The 15,692-nt window shown below is 64.8% G+C and carries 15 protein-coding genes; 8 read left to right on the plus strand and 7 right to left on the minus strand.

Annotated features, from left to right (window positions below):
* Positions 1–39: 39 nt before the first annotated feature.
* Positions 40–1,227: an MFS transporter gene (locus FJ418_RS12650; protein ID WP_140865818.1), complete on the minus strand. Its 1,188-nt coding sequence runs from the start codon at positions 1,225–1,227 to the stop codon at positions 40–42.
* Positions 1,228–1,350: 123 nt separating this feature from the next.
* On the opposite strand from FJ418_RS12650, the gene FJ418_RS12655 reads away from it, so the two are divergent.
* On the plus strand, positions 1,351–2,256 hold the full coding sequence (locus FJ418_RS12655; protein WP_140865820.1) for a LysR family transcriptional regulator: 906 nt from the start codon (positions 1,351–1,353) through the stop codon (positions 2,254–2,256).
* Between the two features lie 67 nt (positions 2,257–2,323).
* On the opposite strand, the gene FJ418_RS12660 is transcribed toward FJ418_RS12655, so the two are convergent.
* The 3 genes from FJ418_RS12660 to FJ418_RS12670 all read right to left on the minus strand — a co-directional run bounded on the left by FJ418_RS12660 (position 2,324) and on the right by FJ418_RS12670 (position 4,710).
* Positions 2,324–3,373, minus strand: a complete 1,050-nt coding sequence (locus FJ418_RS12660) for an aldo/keto reductase (protein WP_140865822.1) — start codon at positions 3,371–3,373, stop codon at positions 2,324–2,326.
* Positions 3,374–3,508: 135 nt separating this feature from the next.
* Positions 3,509–3,913 carry a hypothetical protein gene (locus FJ418_RS12665; RefSeq protein WP_140658974.1) on the minus strand — a complete coding sequence of 135 codons (405 nt, stop codon included), beginning with the start codon at positions 3,911–3,913 and terminating at the stop codon, positions 3,509–3,511.
* Positions 3,914–4,047: 134 nt separating this feature from the next.
* Positions 4,048–4,710 (minus strand): YggS family pyridoxal phosphate-dependent enzyme, encoded by a 663-nt coding sequence (locus FJ418_RS12670; RefSeq protein ID WP_140865824.1) that lies wholly within the window; start codon positions 4,708–4,710, stop codon positions 4,048–4,050.
* A gap of 290 nt (positions 4,711–5,000) precedes the next feature.
* On the opposite strand from FJ418_RS12670, the gene leuS reads away from it, so the two are divergent.
* Positions 5,001–7,628, plus strand: coding sequence for a leucine--tRNA ligase (gene leuS / locus FJ418_RS12675; protein ID WP_140865826.1), 2,628 nt, complete (start codon positions 5,001–5,003; stop codon positions 7,626–7,628).
* Complete coding sequence (gene lptE / locus FJ418_RS12680) at positions 7,615–8,196, plus strand: LPS assembly lipoprotein LptE (protein WP_140646467.1); 582 nt, start codon at positions 7,615–7,617, stop codon at positions 8,194–8,196. Before leuS ends, lptE begins: the two co-directional genes overlap by 14 nt.
* Before the next feature lie 253 nt (positions 8,197–8,449).
* On the opposite strand, the gene fsa is transcribed toward lptE, so the two are convergent.
* Positions 8,450–9,106, minus strand: coding sequence for a fructose-6-phosphate aldolase (gene fsa / locus FJ418_RS12685; protein WP_140704394.1), 657 nt, complete (start codon positions 9,104–9,106; stop codon positions 8,450–8,452).
* Positions 9,107–9,196: 90 nt separating this feature from the next.
* Here fsa and FJ418_RS12690 point away from each other — a divergent pair, with 90 nt between their 5' ends.
* Complete coding sequence (locus tag FJ418_RS12690) at positions 9,197–11,380, plus strand: primosomal protein N' (protein WP_140865828.1); 2,184 nt, start codon at positions 9,197–9,199, stop codon at positions 11,378–11,380.
* Positions 11,381–11,391: 11 nt separating this feature from the next.
* Here FJ418_RS12690 and FJ418_RS12695 read toward each other — a convergent pair whose 3' ends face one another.
* A complete protein-coding gene (locus FJ418_RS12695) occupies positions 11,392–11,847 on the minus strand; it encodes a type II toxin-antitoxin system VapC family toxin (protein ID WP_140865830.1) in 456 nt (151 codons plus the stop codon).
* Positions 11,844–12,086: a type II toxin-antitoxin system Phd/YefM family antitoxin gene (locus FJ418_RS12700; protein ID WP_140646473.1), complete on the minus strand. Its 243-nt coding sequence runs from the start codon at positions 12,084–12,086 to the stop codon at positions 11,844–11,846. The genes FJ418_RS12695 and FJ418_RS12700 overlap by 4 nt, the downstream gene beginning before the upstream one ends.
* A 65-nt stretch (positions 12,087–12,151) precedes the next feature.
* On the opposite strand from FJ418_RS12700, the gene FJ418_RS12705 reads away from it, so the two are divergent.
* The 4 genes from FJ418_RS12705 (at position 12,152) to atpA (ending at position 15,662) form a co-directional block, all read left to right on the plus strand.
* Complete coding sequence (locus FJ418_RS12705) at positions 12,152–12,847, plus strand: aspartate/glutamate racemase family protein (RefSeq protein WP_140865831.1); 696 nt, start codon at positions 12,152–12,154, stop codon at positions 12,845–12,847.
* A 94-nt stretch (positions 12,848–12,941) separates the two neighbouring features.
* Entirely contained in the window at positions 12,942–13,337 is a 396-nt protein-coding gene (locus tag FJ418_RS12710) for a DUF4345 family protein (protein ID WP_140546140.1), read from the plus strand.
* A 235-nt stretch (positions 13,338–13,572) separates the two neighbouring features.
* Positions 13,573–14,133, plus strand: coding sequence for a F0F1 ATP synthase subunit delta (locus FJ418_RS12715; protein ID WP_140658980.1), 561 nt, complete (start codon positions 13,573–13,575; stop codon positions 14,131–14,133).
* Positions 14,133–15,662, plus strand: a complete 1,530-nt coding sequence (atpA, locus tag FJ418_RS12720; protein WP_140646477.1) for a F0F1 ATP synthase subunit alpha — start codon at positions 14,133–14,135, stop codon at positions 15,660–15,662. The genes FJ418_RS12715 and atpA overlap by 1 nt, the downstream gene beginning before the upstream one ends.
* Positions 15,663–15,692: the final 30 nt, after the last annotated feature.

A 15,692-nucleotide genomic window follows, 5' to 3' on the forward strand; every position in this document is an offset into this window, starting at 1 on the left:
ATTTTTCTCCTTAAGATGTCGAAGGCGGAATTCGGCTGCTCAGCACTGCGCCGTGACCGGCTTGCCGATGGCGCGGCCGCGTTCGAGGCGCAGCGCCACGAGCACCACGCCGAGCGCGGCGAGCGGCACCAGGCCGGCAACGAGAGGGACGGCGCCGAGGCCGGGGCCGTGGTCGATGACGAAGCCGCCGAGCCAGGCGCCGATGGCGTTGCCGAGATTGAAGGCGGCGATGTTGAAGGAGGACGCAAGGCCCTGGCCGGCGCCCTCGGCCTTCTCCAGCACCCACATCTGCAGCGGCGCGACGGTGGCGAACGCGGCAGCGCCCAGCAGGCCGACGGCGATGATCGCCATGATCGGCTGATGGATCGCCGCCGTCATGACGAACAGCACCGCCGACAGCGCGACCACCGTGCCAATAACCGTCGGCACCAGATGCCGGTCGGCGAGGCGTCCACCGAGCAGGTTGCCCGCGACCAATCCGCCGCCGAAGACGAGCAGGATCGGCGACACGGACGCTTCGGAAAAGCCGCTGACGCGGGTGAGGATCGGCGCCAGATAGGTGAAGGCGGCAAAGACGCCGACCCAGCTCAGCACCGTGGTCAAAAGGCCGAGCAGCACCGGCCGGCGGCCGAGCACGGCGAGCGTGCCTTCGGCGCTTTCCGCCTCGTCCGCGGCGGCCGGCTCGTCGCGCGGCACCAGCAATGCGATCACGGCGAAGGCGACGACGCCCACAAGTGTGACGGCGAGGAAGGTGGAGCGCCAGCCATAGGCCTGGCCGAGCCAGGTGCCAAACGGCACGCCGAGGATGTTGGCGACGGTGAGGCCGGTGAACATCAGCGCGATGGCCGAGGCCTTCCTGTTGGGCGCGACGAGGCTGGTCGCGACGACCGAGCCGACGCCGAAGAAGGAAGCGTGGGCGAAGGCGGTCAGCACACGCGCCGCCATCAGCGTCCAGTAGTCGGGCGCCAGCGCACAGGCGAGGTTGCCGACGGTGAAGACAACCATCAGGGCAAGCAGCAAGGTCTTGCGCGGCAGGCGTCCAGTCAAGGCGCCAAGCAGCGGCGCGCCGACGACGACGCCCAGCGCATAGCCGGAAATGAGCAGGCCCGCGGCCGAGATCGAGACGCCGAGATCGGCGCTGACATCGAGCAGCAGGCCCATGATGACGAATTCGGTGACGCCGATGCCGAAGGCGCCGGCGGTGAGGGCATAAAGAGCAAGAGGCATGGCTGCGGTCCGGTTGATCAGGAAGGGGACGCCCAAAGCCCGCGCCCCGGGCGGAAGATCGTGATCCGCCAAGCTGTGAACCAGCCTTGCATCAGGCATACTTTCTGTGAAATAGATTCACGAATGGCGAGGCCCGAGATCAACCGTTCCGGCGAGATCGAAGTGTTCGTCCGCGTCGTCGAGGCGGGCAGCTTCTCGGCCGCGGCGCGGGCGCTGCGGATGACGCCGTCGGCGGTGAGCAAGCTGATCGCGCGGCTTGAGGCGCGGCTTGGCGCACGGCTCATCAGCCGCTCGACACGCAAGCTGCAGTTGACGCCGGAAGGGGCTGCCTTCCATGATAGCGGCCTGCGCATCCTCGCCGATCTCGACTCGGCCGAGCGCGAAGCGGCGGCGGGTGCATCGCCGCGCGGCAGGCTCAGGGTCAATTCCTATGTGCCGTTCGGCCAGCACCGGCTGATGCCGTTGTTGCCGCGCTTCCTGGAGAATTATCCCGAGATTTTCGTCGAAGCCGTGCTGACCGACAGTGTGATCGATCTTCTGGAAGAGCGCGCCGATGTCGCTATCCGCGCCGGGCCGCTACGCGAGTCACGCCTGGTTGCGCGCAAGCTTGGCCAGAGCCGGATGGTCCTGGTCGCGTCGCCTGCGTATCTTGAAGCACGCGGCACGCCACGCGCATTGTCCGACCTCGCTCGCCACAACATGCTGGCCTTCGGCTTCGCCAGGCATATCGAGGGCTGGCCCTTTGTCGATGCGACAGGCAAATCGATCATCATGCCTATTGTCGGAAACATGTCGCTCACCGACGGCGAAGCGATGCGGCGAACGACGCTGGCAGGAGCCGGCATAGCGCGGCTGGCGCGCTGGCATGTCGAGCCCGACATTGCCGCCGGACTGCTCGTGCCGTTGCTCGAGGAGTTCAATCCTGGCGACGAGGAGCCGACACATGCCGTCTATGTCGGCCATGGCAAGCATCTGCCGGCGCGGGTGCGGGCTTTCCTCGACTTTCTCGCGGAGACCGTTCGTCTCTGAAACGGAAAAGCCGCGCGTCCAAGGACACGCGGCTCCCGAAGGATGTCGGCTTGCTTGCGAAGACGGATTACGCCTTTGGCACGAACGGCGCCGGGCGCCGGCCGGCGCCTTGCCGCTCCAGCATCCAGCCGGGATATTCGGCAGGCAGGGCGCTCACCTCATCGAGCCTGGCGAGGTCGTCGGTGTCGAGCTTCAGACCTGTCGCGGCAAGATTTTGCTCGAGTTGGTCCATGCGGCTGGCGCCGATGATGACGCTCATCACGAAAGGCTTGGCCAGCACATAGCCAAGTGCCACGGTGGCGACGCCGACATCGTGTTTTTTGGCAACCTCGCGCATGCCGGCGACCGCCGCCCAGGCGCGGTCCTCGTTGACCGGCGGGAAATTGAACGAAGCGCGGCGGCCCTCGCCATTGCCCGGCGCGCCGGGACCGTATTTGCCGGAGAGCAGCCCGCCCGCCATCGGCGACCAGACCATCAGGCCGAGCTTCTCTTCGTTGATGAGCGGCACGATCTCGCGTTCGAGATCGCGGCCGGCGATCGAGTAATAGGATTGGATCGTCTCGAAACGGGCAAAGCCCTTGCGCTCGGCAATGCCCAGCGCCTTGGCGATGCGCCAGGCCTGCCAGTTGGAGACGCCGACATAGCGGACCTTGCCGCTGGCGACGAGATCGTCGAGCGCGCGCAGCGTCTCGTCGATCGGCGTCACCGTGTCGGTGCCATGCAGCTGGTAGAGGTCGATATGATCGGTCTGCAGCCGCTCCAGGCTGCGGTCGACCGAATCCATGATGTGGCCGCGCGAGGAGCCGCGCTCGTTGGGCCCGTTGCCCATGGCGCCATGCACCTTGGTGGCGATGATGACGTCCGAGCGCTTGACGCCGAGATCCTTGAGCGACTGTCCAAGCAGCTGCTCGGACTGGCCGAAGGAATAGACGTCGGCCGTGTCGAAGAAATTGACGCCGGCGGCGATCGAGCGGGCGACGATTTCATTGACGCCCTTCTGGTCGAGGCTGGCGATCAGGCCCCATTGGGCATTCTGGCCGGCGGCGCCGAAGGTCATGGTGCCGAGGCAGAGTTCGGAAACGAACAGGCCGGTGTTGCCAAGCTGGTTGTAGCGCATGGTGAGCTTTCCCCGAGAAAAGGATTGAATGACATCGGGGAAATAGGAACGGACCGTTTCGTTTCAAGCGCGGGCGCAAAGAATATCGTCCGGTTGGCGGGCCGGTAACGAGATCGTGACGATTGCCAGGGGCGCTCAGCTTTCCACCAAAGCGAGGATCGCGAAGGCAGTCATGCCGAATGCGACGGCGGCAAGGGGCAGCAGGATTTCGATCGTCGCCGTGCTGGCCTTCACGGGATGATCGCCAGTGTCGAACTCGCCTGCCATCCAATCGGCGAGCGTCGTGGGTCTGCCGGCAGCGCTGATCCGGTGATGACGCCAGACACGGCCGGCGATGGCCGGCAGCACGACCGACATGACGATGAATCCAGTTACGACGAACAGCAAATAGTCGTCGGCGCCGCTGCCCGCGAAGCCGATCCAGGCCGACAACGCATAGCAGGCCGCGAGCCCCACCATGGCGAAATAGACCCAGCGGTGCAGCCCGCGGGAGACTTGCCGGTTTTGCATGGTGTGCTGGCTGTGGCGTGTGGCGGTCATAGGGACCTCCTTTGCTATGAAAGGAGCCGCTTGCTTCCTGTGCACGGAGCTAGCGCCAGGATTCTAGGCGACAATGCGGTGGTGTGACGCGGCCGGCCCAAGGAAAGGCCTACGCTTCCTTGAGGCGCTCCTTGCTACCGATTGCCGAAGATCGCCGAGCCGACCCGGACGCTGGTCGCGCCGAAGGCGATGGCGGTCTCGTAATCGCCGGACATGCCCATCGAAAGTTTCGCCACGCCGGTCTCGCGAGCGAGCTTCTCCAGCAACGCGAAATGCGGGCCAGGATTCTCATCGGCCGGCGGGATGCACATCAGGCCTTCGATGGCGAGGCCGTGCACGTCGCGGCAGCGCTTGACGAAGGCGACCGCGTCGCGCGGCTCGATGCCGGCCTTTTGTGGCTCGGAGCCGGTATTGACCTGGACGTACAGCTTCGGCGCGCGGCCTTGCCTGGCGATCTCCTTGGCAAGCTCCGCGGCGATCTTCTCGCGATCGACGGTCTCGATGACGTCGAAGAGAGCGACGGCTTCCTTGGCCTTGTTGGACTGCAGCGGGCCGATCAGATGCAGCTCCAGATCGGCAAATGCCTCTCTCAGCGCCGGCCATTTTCCCTGCGCTTCCTGCACGCGGTTCTCGCCGAAGACCCGGTGGCCTGCCTCGATGACGGGGCGGATGTCCTCGGCCGCGAAGGTCTTCGACACCGCCACGAGCGTGACGGCGCCGGCCGGGCGCTTCGCCTCGCGTTCGGCGCTCGCGATCCTCGCCTTGACCGCGTGAAGCTGCTCTACGGCGCTCGTCATGCCACTATCCTGCCCATAGTTTTAAAGCTCGCGCCGGCTCGCCGCAGTTGACGGGTCCGGCAATCCATGGTGAACACCGCGACGACATAGTCTCGGCTGCCGGCCTAGGCGTGTCGATATTCAGGTGATGCCGGCCTGCAAATGCCGGTTTCCTGCGCTTCCGGTGCTCACGTACTTTAAGTACGCTCCGCTCCGGTTCTCGGAACCCGCCATTTTCGGCTCGGCCTGACCTGAATATCAACACGCCTTGATCCAGCACCGCGCACCTGCTTTTAAGTGAAAAACATCCGATGGCAACCGAACGATACAATCCGCGCACCTCAGAGCCCAAATGGCAGAAGGCCTGGGCCGAAAAGAAGCTGTTCGAGGCCCGCAACGACGACCCGAAGCCGAAATATTACGTGCTCGAGATGTTCCCCTATCCGTCGGGCAAGATCCATATCGGCCACACCCGCAACTACACGATGGGCGACGTGGTGGCGCGCTACAAGCGCGCCAAGGGTTTCAACGTGCTGCACCCAATGGGCTGGGATGCGTTCGGCATGCCGGCCGAAAACGCCGCCATGCAAAACAAGGTCCACCCCAAGGACTGGACCTATGAAAACATCGCCGTCATGCGCGAGCAGCTCAAGATGATGGGCCTGTCGCTCGACTGGGCGCGCGAGTTCGCGACCTGCGATGTCGACTATTACCACCGTCAGCAGATGCTGTTCCTCGACTTCGTCGAGAAGGGGCTGGTGACGCGCAAATCCTCCAAGGTCAACTGGGATCCGGAGGACATGACGGTGCTCGCCAACGAGCAGGTCATCGACGGCCGCGGCTGGCGCTCGGGCGCGCTGGTCGAGCAGCGCGAGCTGACGCAGTGGTTCTTCAAGATCACCGACTTCGCGCAGGACCTGCTGGACTCGCTCAACGGGCTCGAAGAGTGGCCGGAAAAGGTCAAGCTGATGCAGCACAACTGGATCGGCCGCTCGGAAGGGCTGCTGATCCGGTGGCCGCTGGCGGCGCCGGTCGGCGACACGAACGAACTGGAGGTCTATACGACCCGGCCCGACACCATCTTCGGCGCCTCCTTCATGGCGGTCGCCGCCGACCATCCGCTGGCGAGAAAAGCCGCCGAGACCAATGTCGAGCTGGCCAAGTTCATCGACGAGGTCCGCCACATGGGCACCTCGGTGGCGGCGCTTGAGACGGCCGAGAAGAAGGGCTTCGACACCGGCATTCGCGTCGTCCATCCGTTCGACGAGAACTGGACGCTGCCGGTCTATGTCGCCAATTTCGTGCTGATGGAATACGGCACGGGCGCCATTTTCGGCTGCCCGTCGGGCGACCAGCGCGATCTCGATTTCGCCAACAAATACGGCCTGCCGGTGATCCCGGTGGTGATGCCGGAAGACGCCGACGCAAAGACCTTCCAGATCATCGAGGAGGCCTATGTCGACGACGGCGTGATGATCAATTCGCGCTTCCTCGACGGCATGAAGCCCGAGAGGGCTTTCAACGAAGTCGCGAAGCTGTTGGAAGAAAAGACGATCGGCGGCCGGCCGATGGCGGAGCGCAAGGTGAATTTCCGCCTGCGCGACTGGGGCATCTCGCGCCAGCGCTACTGGGGCTGTCCGATCCCGATGATCCATTGCGAGCATTGCGGCGTCGTGCCGGTGCCGAAGGCCGACCTGCCGGTGAAGCTGCCCGACGACATCGAGTTCGACCGTCCGGGCAATCCGCTCGACCGGCACCCGACCTGGCGGCATGTGAAATGTCCGCAATGCGGACGCGATGCGCGGCGCGAGACCGACACGATGGATACCTTCGTCGATTCGTCCTGGTATTTCGCGCGCTTCACCGCGCCCTGGGCGAACGAGCCGACCGAGCCGAAAGCGGCCGACGAATGGCTGGCGGTCGACCAGTATATCGGCGGCATCGAGCACGCGATCCTGCATCTGCTCTATTCGCGCTTCTTCACCCGCGCCATGCGCGAGACCGGTCACCTCGATCTGGCCGAGCCGTTCAAGGGCCTGTTCACGCAAGGCATGGTCGTGCACGAGACCTACCGCGTCGGCGGCCCGTCCAACAACGGACGCTGGCTGTCGCCAAGCGAGGTCAGGCTCGAGGACGTGGGCGGCAAGCGCCGCGTCGTCGAGATCGCCACCGGCGAGGAGGCAACGGTCGGCGCGCTGGAGAAGATGTCGAAGTCGAAGAAGAACACAGTGAGCCCCGAAGAGATCACCGACGGCTACGGCGCCGACACCGCGCGCTGGTTCATGCTGTCGGACTCGCCGCCGGAGCGCGACGTCGAATGGACCGACGACGGCGCGGCCGGCGCGCACCGCTTCGTGCAGCGCGTCTGGCGCCTGGTGCAGATCGCGGCCGAGCAGCTTGCCAGTGTGAAACCGGCGGCGGCGACGGATGGCGAGGCGGGCGCCGTGTCCAAGGCCGCGCACAAGATCCTGAAGGCGGTCGGCGAGGATATCGAGAAGCTCGGCTTCAATCGGGCGATCGCGCGTATCTACGAGCTGGCCAACGCGCTGGCGACGCCGCTCGCCGACGTTGCCGAGGGCAAGGCCGATGCCGCGCTGAAAGGCGCCTGCCGCGAAGCGGTGGAGATCCTGGTGCACATCGTCGCGCCCGTCATGCCGCATCTGGCGGAAGAGAGCTGGCAGGAGCTCGGCGGCGCCGAGATGGTCGCCGAACGGCCCTGGCCGGTCTACGATCCTGCTCTGGTCGTCGACAACGAGATCGTGCTGCCGGTACAGGTCAACGGCAAGAAGCGGGGGGATTTGACAATTGCGCGCGACGCGGATCAAGGTGCCGTCGAAAAAGCGGTGCTGGCTCTCGACTTCGTGCAAAAAGCACTGGAAGGTAAGGCCCCGCGCAAGGTGATCATCGTGCCGCAGAGAATCGTCAATGTCGTTGCCTGATCCGGTGAAGTCAGAAGCGGCCCGCCTGCGCGGCCGCTTGGCGGTCTGCGGCATGGTCGCCGCGCTCGCGCTGGTCTCGGCCTGCACCGTGCGGCCGCTCTATTCCAACCAGCCGCTGTCGCCCGGATCGCGGCTCAGCGCGTCCGCCGAGCTCGGCTCGATCTCGATCAAGCCGGTCAATACCCGCTACGCGCAGCAGGTGCGCAACAATTTGATCTTCGCCTTCGGGCAAGGCTCGGGCGAGCCGGCCTCGCCGGCCTACACGCTCGATCTCGGCGTCACCGAGCTCGTCGAATCGGCGGCCATCGTGCAGGTGCAGACCCAGGAAGACGAGCCGACGGCGGGCACGGTCACGCTGACCGCCAATTACGTGCTGCGTGACACCGCGACCAACACGGTGATTGCCGTCGGCAAGCGCTCTATCCCGTCGTCCTTCGACCGGCCGCGCCAGGAATTCGCAGCCTACCGCGCGCAGATCGACGCGGAGAACCGCGCCGCGCGCGAATTGGCCGACCTTCTGCGGCTGTCGATCGCGCAGGACCTGGCCAAGCACGGCAAAAGGGCCTAGTTCCTCGTCGGGGATTGGCTGAAGCCTTCCGAACTTCGTCATCCTCGGGTCTGCGCGCGTCGCTTCGCTCCTTGCCGCCCGTGGATGACGATCGCGATAGGCGTCCCGGCCAATCGCCAAGGCATGTGACTTGCCAAGGCATAGACACTTTGCCACGAAAAAGGCCGGTTGCCCGGCCTTCTTCGCTACTTTTTGCCTTGCGCAATTCCCAGACGGAAAATCGTTACATACTTTTCCTGGAACTGCTCCGGCCTCAGCCGATCTTCTGGCCGGTCTTGGCCCAATCGGCGAGGAAGGCCGCGAGGCCCTTGTCGGTCAGCGGGTGATTGACCAGCGCCTTCAGCGTCGCCGGCGGCGCGGTGACGATATCGGCGCCGATCAGGGCGGCCTGCTTGACGTGGTTCACCGTGCGCACCGAGGCGGTCAGGATCTCGGTCTTGAAGTCGTAATTGTCGTAGATGGTGCGGATTTCCGAGATCAGCTCCATGCCGTCCGAGCCGGTGTCGTCGATGCGGCCGACGAAGGGCGAGATGAAGGAGGCGCCGGCCTTGGCGGCCAGCAATGCCTGGTTGGCCGAGAAGCAGAGCGTCACGTTGACCATGCGGTTCATCTCGGTGCGGATGGTCTTGCAGGCCTTCAGGCCGTCCAGCGTCAGCGGCACCTTGATGGCGATATTCGGCGCGATCTTGGCCAGCACTTCGGCCTCGGCCATCATGTCCTTGTACACAGTCGCCACGACCTCGGCCGAGACCGGGCCTTCGACGATGTCGCAGATCTGCTTGGTGACGTCGATGATCTTGCCACCCGATTTCAGGATCAGCGACGGGTTGGTGGTGACGCCGTCGAGCAGCCCAAGATCGTTGAGCTCCTTGATTTCCTTGATGTCAGCGGTGTCGACAAAAAATTTCATGGCGGTCTCCTTGGGGATTGCCGGGCGCCAGCCAGGCAGATGCGAGGGTCCCCTTTGATCTAGCCCAAAGTCAGGGCAAGGTCACGCCTGATGATGGAAGATTCGCCCTTTGTCGCAGCCGCGCCCGTGCTGGTGCCGATGCCGGCCGAACGGCCCTACACCTATGCCGTGCCGCCGGGCATGCGCGTGGTGCCGGGCTCGATCGTGCGCGTGCCGCTCGGGCCGCGCCAAGTCGCGGGCATCGTCTGGGACGGCGCCGTCGAAACCGTCGATGCGAAGAAACTGCGGCCGATCGAGGAGGTGTTCGACTGCCCGCCGATCGATAGGGCGATGCGCCGCTTCGTCGACTGGATCGCGCAATACACGCTGTCGGCTCCCGGCATGGTGGCGCGCATGCTGCTCAGGGCCCCCGAGGCTTTCGACCCGGAGCCGTGGATCGAAGGGCTGCAGCGCACGCTGGCCGAACCGGACCGGTTGACGGATGCGCGCCGGCGCGTGCTGGAGACGGCCGAAGGCGGCCTGGCCTGGACGCGCTCCGGGCTGGCGCATGCCGCCGGCGTGTCCTCGACAGTCATCGACGGGTTGCGGGCACAGGGCGTGTTCGAGACGGTGATGATCCCGCCGCGTCCGGTGGTGGCGGCGCCTGATACCAGCCATGCCGCGCCGGAGCTGATGCCGGACCAGAATGTTGCGGCGGAGAAGCTGCGCGCGGCAATCGCGGCCGATGCTTTCAATGTCACCCTTCTCGACGGCGTCACAGGATCGGGCAAGACGGAAGTCTATTTCGAGGCGGTGGCGGCTGCGCTCGACAAGGGCAGGCAGGTGCTGATCCTTTTGCCGGAAATCGCGCTGACGCATGCGTTCCTCGAACGTTTCCAGGACCGGTTCGGCGCCAAGCCGGCGGAGTGGCACTCCGACCTGCCGCCCCGGATGCGCGAACGCGTCTGGCGGCAGGTTGCGGAGGGCGGCGTGCGCGTCGTCGCCGGGGCGCGCTCGTCGCTGTTCCTGCCGTTCAAGGAACTCGGCCTGATCGTCGTCGACGAGGAGCACGATCCCGCCTACAAGCAGGAGGACCGCGTCTTCTACAATGCGCGCGACATGGCGGTGGTGCGCGGCCATATCGGTGCTTTCCCGGTCGTGCTCGCCTCGGCGACGCCGTCGGTGGAAAGCCGGGTCAACGCCGGCCAGGGCCGCTACGGCCGGGCGGTGCTGTCGTCGCGCTTCGCCGAGGCGGCGCTCCCCGACCTGAAGTCGATCGACATGCGGCGCTCGCCGCCGGCGCGCGGTGGTTTCCTGTCGCCGGTCTTGCTGGAGCAGATGCAGCGCACGCTGGAGAGGAAGGAGCAGTCGCTGCTCTTCCTCAACCGGCGCGGCTATGCGCCGCTGACGCTCTGCCGGGTCTGCGGCCATCGCTTCGGCTGCCCGGTCTGCTCGGCGTGGCTCGTCGAGCACCGGTTTCGCGGCCAGCTCGTCTGCCATCATTGCGGTCATAATGAGCGGCGGCCGGAGGCATGCCCCGAATGTGGCACGCTCGACCATCTGGTGGCCTGCGGCCCCGGCGTCGAGCGCATCGCCGAGGAGGTGGTGGCGCATTTCCCCGAAGCCCGCACCATCGTGCTTTCGTCCGACCTTCTGGGTGGCGTGCGCCGTCTACGGCTCGAACTCGAGGCCGTCGCCAATGGCGAGGCCGACATCGTCATCGGCACGCAACTCGTCGCCAAGGGTCACAACTTTCCCGGCATGACGCTGGTCGGCGTGGTCGACGCCGATCTCGGGCTCGCCAATGGCGATCCGCGCGCCGCCGAGCGCACTTTCCAGCTGCTCAGCCAGGTGACGGGGCGCGCCGGCCGCACCGGCAAGAAGAGCCTTGGCCTCTTACAGACCTACCAGCCGGACCATCCGGTGATGCGGGCGATCGTCTCCGGCGATTCGGAAGCTTTTTACGAGCGCGAGATCGCCGAGCGCGAACGGGCGGCGCTGCCGCCCTTCGGACGGCTCGCCGGCATCATCGTCAGCGCCGCGACACGGGGCGAGGCGGAAAGCCATGCGCGGGGGTTAAGGCGCGCGGCGCCGCAGGCTTCCGATCTCTTCGTGCTCGGGCCGGCCGAAGCGCCGTTGTCGCTGATCGGCGGGCGTCACCGTTTCCGCCTGCTGATCCAGGGCGAGCGGCGCGCCGACATGCAAGGCTTCATCCGTACCATGCTGGCGAGTGGGCCGAAGCTGCGCGGCTCGGTGCGCGTGCAGGTCGACATCGACCCGCAGAGCTTTTTGTAAGAATGGGGTGACTAATCGTCGCTCGGCGGGTCTTGCAGTATATTCCAACACCAAACACCAAGCGCCTCAAAATGCCTGATGTTTGCAGTTATCACGGTGAGCTCGTTGGTTGCCGCCGTGGCCGCGATCAATATGTCTGCTAGACTGGGATTCTTCCCTTGTGCAGAGGCTGCCTCCTCCATTTGACCCGCCCTTCGCGCTATATCGGCATTGACCTCTAGAATCTGATCAGCGAAGTCTTCAATGGTTTCATTGAGCCAGGCAGTGAGACCCTCGGCGCGTTTTGTGGCCCCGGCGCGGGCCAGCTTGCATATGCCTTTCTCGATTTCAGTGATCGCTATAACCGGTATGAAGAGTGCCTGCTTTGCACCTTGGGTCACGATCCAGGTGGCGACGTCTTTTGCAAGCGGCGGCCTTCCAGGCGCGAATGCCGATAAGATGGAAGTATCCACAAGATAGCCGCTCAAAGGTCGATATCCCGCGACGGCGACTCATTCCTTTCAAACTCGATTCCTCCCGGATAGGTCAGAAGGAATTCCCCGAAATTTCGACGCTCGACCGGATAAAGCTTTTGCAAGTCTTCGACCGAAACGATGGCGGCTGCTGGCTTACCATGCTTTGTGATGATGGTGGGCTCGCCGCCCTCCGCGGCCTCGACGAGCGCCGAGAACCCTGCCTTGGCTTCCCGAACTTGCATTGTTTTCACAGCAACCTCCTTGTGGTCTCATGTAGTCATAATATAGGAATTGCTGAGGAAAGGACAGCGCTATCATGAAAACCCTCGGCCTCATCGGTGGCATGAGCTGGGAATCGACCGCGATCTATTACCGCCTGCTCAACGAGATCGTGCGTGAACGGCTCGGCGGCCTGCACTCGGCGAAGCTGCTCCTGTGGTCGTTCGATTTCGCCGAGATCGCCGAACGGCAGCATGTCGGTGACTGGGAAGGCGCCGGCGTCCTTCTCGTTGAAGCCGCGCGCAGGCTGGAGGCGGGCGGCGCCGAGGGCCTGCTGATCTGCACCAACACCATGCACAGGCTCGCCGACGCGGTGCAGGCGGCCATATCGATCCCGCTTATCCATATCGCCGACGCCACGGCGCATGCCGTCGTCGATGCCAGCGTGAGGCGGCCGGCGCTGCTCGCGACGCGCTTCACCATGGAGCAGGATTTCTACAAGGGTCGGCTCGCGGACAAATACGGCCTCCAGCCGGTGGTGCCGGACCAGGCCGGACGCGACATGGTGCACCGGGTGATCTATGACGAGCTTTGCCAGGGCGTCGTCAAAGGCGAATCGAAATCCGCCTATCTCGACGAAGTCGGCCGGATGCGGCGCGCCCACGACGTGGACGGCGTCATCATGGGCTGCACCGAGATCACCATGCTGATCGGCCAGGGCGATTTCGATGTTCCGGTGTTCGACACGACGCGGATCCATGCCGAGGCCGCGGTCGATTTCGCGCTCGCTTGATGCGCTGTACCTAATGTGCCCGCCATCCTCTGGCGCGGTTTCATTCCCTCGCTAGAATGCCTGTGTTTCAGAACAAGAAATACGAGGGGGATTTATGGACTTCGCGTTTCCGTGGCCCGCGAGCCAGGGTGAATGGCTGGCCTGGTCGAGCGCCGTCGTAACCCTGGCCCTCGGCCTGTTCCTGTTCCTGGCGCCGGGGCTTGCCTTTCGCGCGCTGCGCCTGCAGCCAAGGCCGGAGAAAGCGGCGGCGATCGCCGAAGGACGCGGCCGCATGTCGGGCTTCTATCTCGGCGTCAGCCTGTGCTGCATCCTCCTGGCGCAGCCGCTGCTCTACATGGCGCTGGGCTTCTCCTGGCTGTTCACCGCCTTCGGCCGGCTCTTGTCGATGATGTCGGACGGCGCCAACACCCCTTTCAACTGGGTTTCGATCGTGGTTGAATTGGCATTGGCGGCGCTGCCGCTGGCCTTTGCCTTCGGCTTCGTTCCGTGAATTCGACGCTTGAGCTTGGCCTTCGCCGCCTGATGCGACAAAAGTGCCTGAAAACCATGCCGGACGATGCATTGCGGTCTTAAAAAGCCTGTGCTAGACGGCAATCGACTTTCGACCGGGGATAGCGGAAGCCGCGCCTCCGTGCTTGGAAAAATGCAGTAAGGTCAAAGATTTAGCCAGAGTTTTCGCTCGCGCCAACAATCTGCGGCCTGTCAGACAAGAGAAAAGACGGTCCGTGGCCCAATCGTCATCGCCAATCTCAGCTGTCGCCGAACGCTACGCAGGCTCGCTGTTCGAGCTCGCGCTGCAGGACAATTCAGTCGCCAAGGTCGAGGCCGACCTCGGCGGCTTCGAGGCAATGCTCAATGACAGCGACGATCTCTCGCGGCTGATCAACAGCCCGGTGTTTTCCAGCGAGGACCAGGCAAAGGCCATTGCCGCCATCGCCGACAAGGCCAAGATCACCGGCCTGGTCGGCAATTTCCTGCGCGTCGTGGCCAAGAACCGCCGCCTGTTCGCGGTGCCCGGCATGATCAAGGCGTTCCGCCAGATCGCCGCCGACCATCGCGGCGAGGCGTCCGCCGAGGTCACTTCGGCGCATGCGCTGACGACCGCGCAGCAGGATGAACTCAAGGCGACGCTGAAGGGCATCGCCGGCAAGGACGTGGCCATCGCCATGACCGTCGATCCGTCGCTGCTCGGCGGGCTGATCGTCAAGATGGGCTCGCGCCAGATCGATACGTCGCTCAAAACCAAACTCAATTCGCTCAAGCTTGCACTGAAAGAGGTCGGCTGATGGACATCCGCGCCGCGGAAATTTCCGCAATTCTGAAAGACCAGATCAAGAATTTCGGCAAGGAGGCCGAGGTCTCCGAAGTCGGTCAGGTTCTGTCCGTCGGTGACGGCATCGCCCGCGTCTACGGCCTCGACAACGTCCAGGCCGGCGAGATGGTCGAGTTCCCGGGCGGCATCCGCGGCATGGCGCTGAACCTCGAAGCCGACAATGTCGGCGTCGTCATCTTCGGTGCCGACCGCGACATCAAGGAAGGCGACACCGTCAAGCGCACCGGCGCCATCGTCGACGCGCCTGTCGGCATGGGCCTGCTCGGCCGCGTCGTCGACGCGCTTGGCAATCCGATCGACGGCAAGGGCCCGATCAAGGCAACCGAACGCAAGCGTGTCGACGTCAAGGCGCCCGGCATCATCCCGCGCAAGTCGGTGCATGAGCCGATGTCGACCGGCCTCAAGGCCATCGACGCGCTGATCCCGGTCGGCCGCGGTCAGCGCGAGCTGGTCATCGGCGACCGCCAGACCGGCAAGACCGCCATCATCCTCGACACGATGCTGAACCAGAAGTCGGTGCACGACAACGGCCCCGAAAAGGAAAAGCTCTACTGCGTCTACGTCGCCGTCGGCCAGAAGCGCTCGACCGTCGCGCAGTTCGTCAAGGTGCTGGAAGAGCGCGGCGCGCTCGAATATTCGATCATCGTCGCCGCCACCGCGTCCGATCCGGCGCCGATGCAGTTCCTGGCGCCGTTCACCGCCTGCACCATGGGCGAATATTTCCGCGACAACGGCATGCATGCGCTGATCAGCTACGACGATCTGTCGAAGCAGGCCGTCGCCTACCGCCAGATGTCGCTCCTGCTGCGCCGCCCGCCGGGCCGCGAAGCCTATCCGGGCGACGTCTTCTACCTGCATTCGCGCCTGCTCGAGCGCGCCGCCAAGCTCAATGACGACAACGGCAACGGTTCGCTGACCGCGCTGCCGATCATCGAGACGCAGGCCAACGACGTGTCGGCCTACATCCCGACCAACGTGATCTCGATCACCGACGGCCAGATCTTCCTCGAAACCAACCTGTTCTTCCAGGGCATCCGCCCGGCGGTGAACGTCGGCCTGTCGGTGTCGCGCGTCGGCTCCTCGGCGCAGATCAAGGCGATGAAGCAGGTCGCCGGCTCCATCAAGGGCGAGCTCGCGCAGTATCGCGAAATGGCCGCCTTCGCGCAGTTCGGCTCCGACCTCGACGCGGCGACGCAGCGTCTGCTGAACCGCGGTTCGCGCCTGACCGAGTTGCTCAAGCAGCCGCAGTTCTCGCCGCTGAAGGTCGAGGAACAGGTCGCGGTGATCTTCGCCGGCGTCAACGGCTATCTCGACAAGCTGCCGCTGAACCAGGTCGGCAAGTTCGAGCATGGCCTGCTCAGCCACATGCGCTCGGCCGGCAAGGACGTGCTCGACGCCATCCGCAAGGAGAAGGCGCTGTCGGACGACCTGCGCGCCAAGCTCAAGGCCGAGATCGACGCCTTCGCCAAGACCTTCGCCTAACAACAAGCCGGACGCACGGGATCAGGTTTG

This window comes from Mesorhizobium sp. B2-8-3 (assembly GCF_006440815.1).
Lineage (GTDB): Bacteria > Pseudomonadota > Alphaproteobacteria > Rhizobiales > Rhizobiaceae > Mesorhizobium.

Excerpts from the sequence above, each read along its gene's own strand:
- FJ418_RS12650 (WP_140865818.1), bottom strand. The coding sequence starts at position 1,227 with ATGCCTCTTGCTCTTTATGCCCTCACCGCCGGCGCCTTCGGCATCGGC.
- FJ418_RS12655 (WP_140865820.1), top strand. The coding sequence starts at position 1,351 with ATGGCGAGGCCCGAGATCAACCGTTCCGGCGAGATCGAAGTGTTCGTC.
- FJ418_RS12660 (WP_140865822.1), bottom strand. The coding sequence starts at position 3,373 with ATGCGCTACAACCAGCTTGGCAACACCGGCCTGTTCGTTTCCGAACTC.
- FJ418_RS12665 (WP_140658974.1), bottom strand. The coding sequence starts at position 3,913 with ATGACCGCCACACGCCACAGCCAGCACACCATGCAAAACCGGCAAGTC.
- FJ418_RS12670 (WP_140865824.1), bottom strand. The coding sequence starts at position 4,710 with ATGACGAGCGCCGTAGAGCAGCTTCACGCGGTCAAGGCGAGGATCGCG.
- leuS (WP_140865826.1), top strand. The coding sequence starts at position 5,001 with ATGGCAACCGAACGATACAATCCGCGCACCTCAGAGCCCAAATGGCAG.
- lptE (WP_140646467.1), top strand. The coding sequence starts at position 7,615 with ATGTCGTTGCCTGATCCGGTGAAGTCAGAAGCGGCCCGCCTGCGCGGC.
- fsa (WP_140704394.1), bottom strand. The coding sequence starts at position 9,106 with ATGAAATTTTTTGTCGACACCGCTGACATCAAGGAAATCAAGGAGCTC.
- FJ418_RS12690 (WP_140865828.1), top strand. The coding sequence starts at position 9,197 with ATGATGGAAGATTCGCCCTTTGTCGCAGCCGCGCCCGTGCTGGTGCCG.
- FJ418_RS12705 (WP_140865831.1), top strand. The coding sequence starts at position 12,152 with ATGAAAACCCTCGGCCTCATCGGTGGCATGAGCTGGGAATCGACCGCG.
- FJ418_RS12710 (WP_140546140.1), top strand. The coding sequence starts at position 12,942 with ATGGACTTCGCGTTTCCGTGGCCCGCGAGCCAGGGTGAATGGCTGGCC.
- atpA (WP_140646477.1), top strand. The coding sequence starts at position 14,133 with ATGGACATCCGCGCCGCGGAAATTTCCGCAATTCTGAAAGACCAGATC.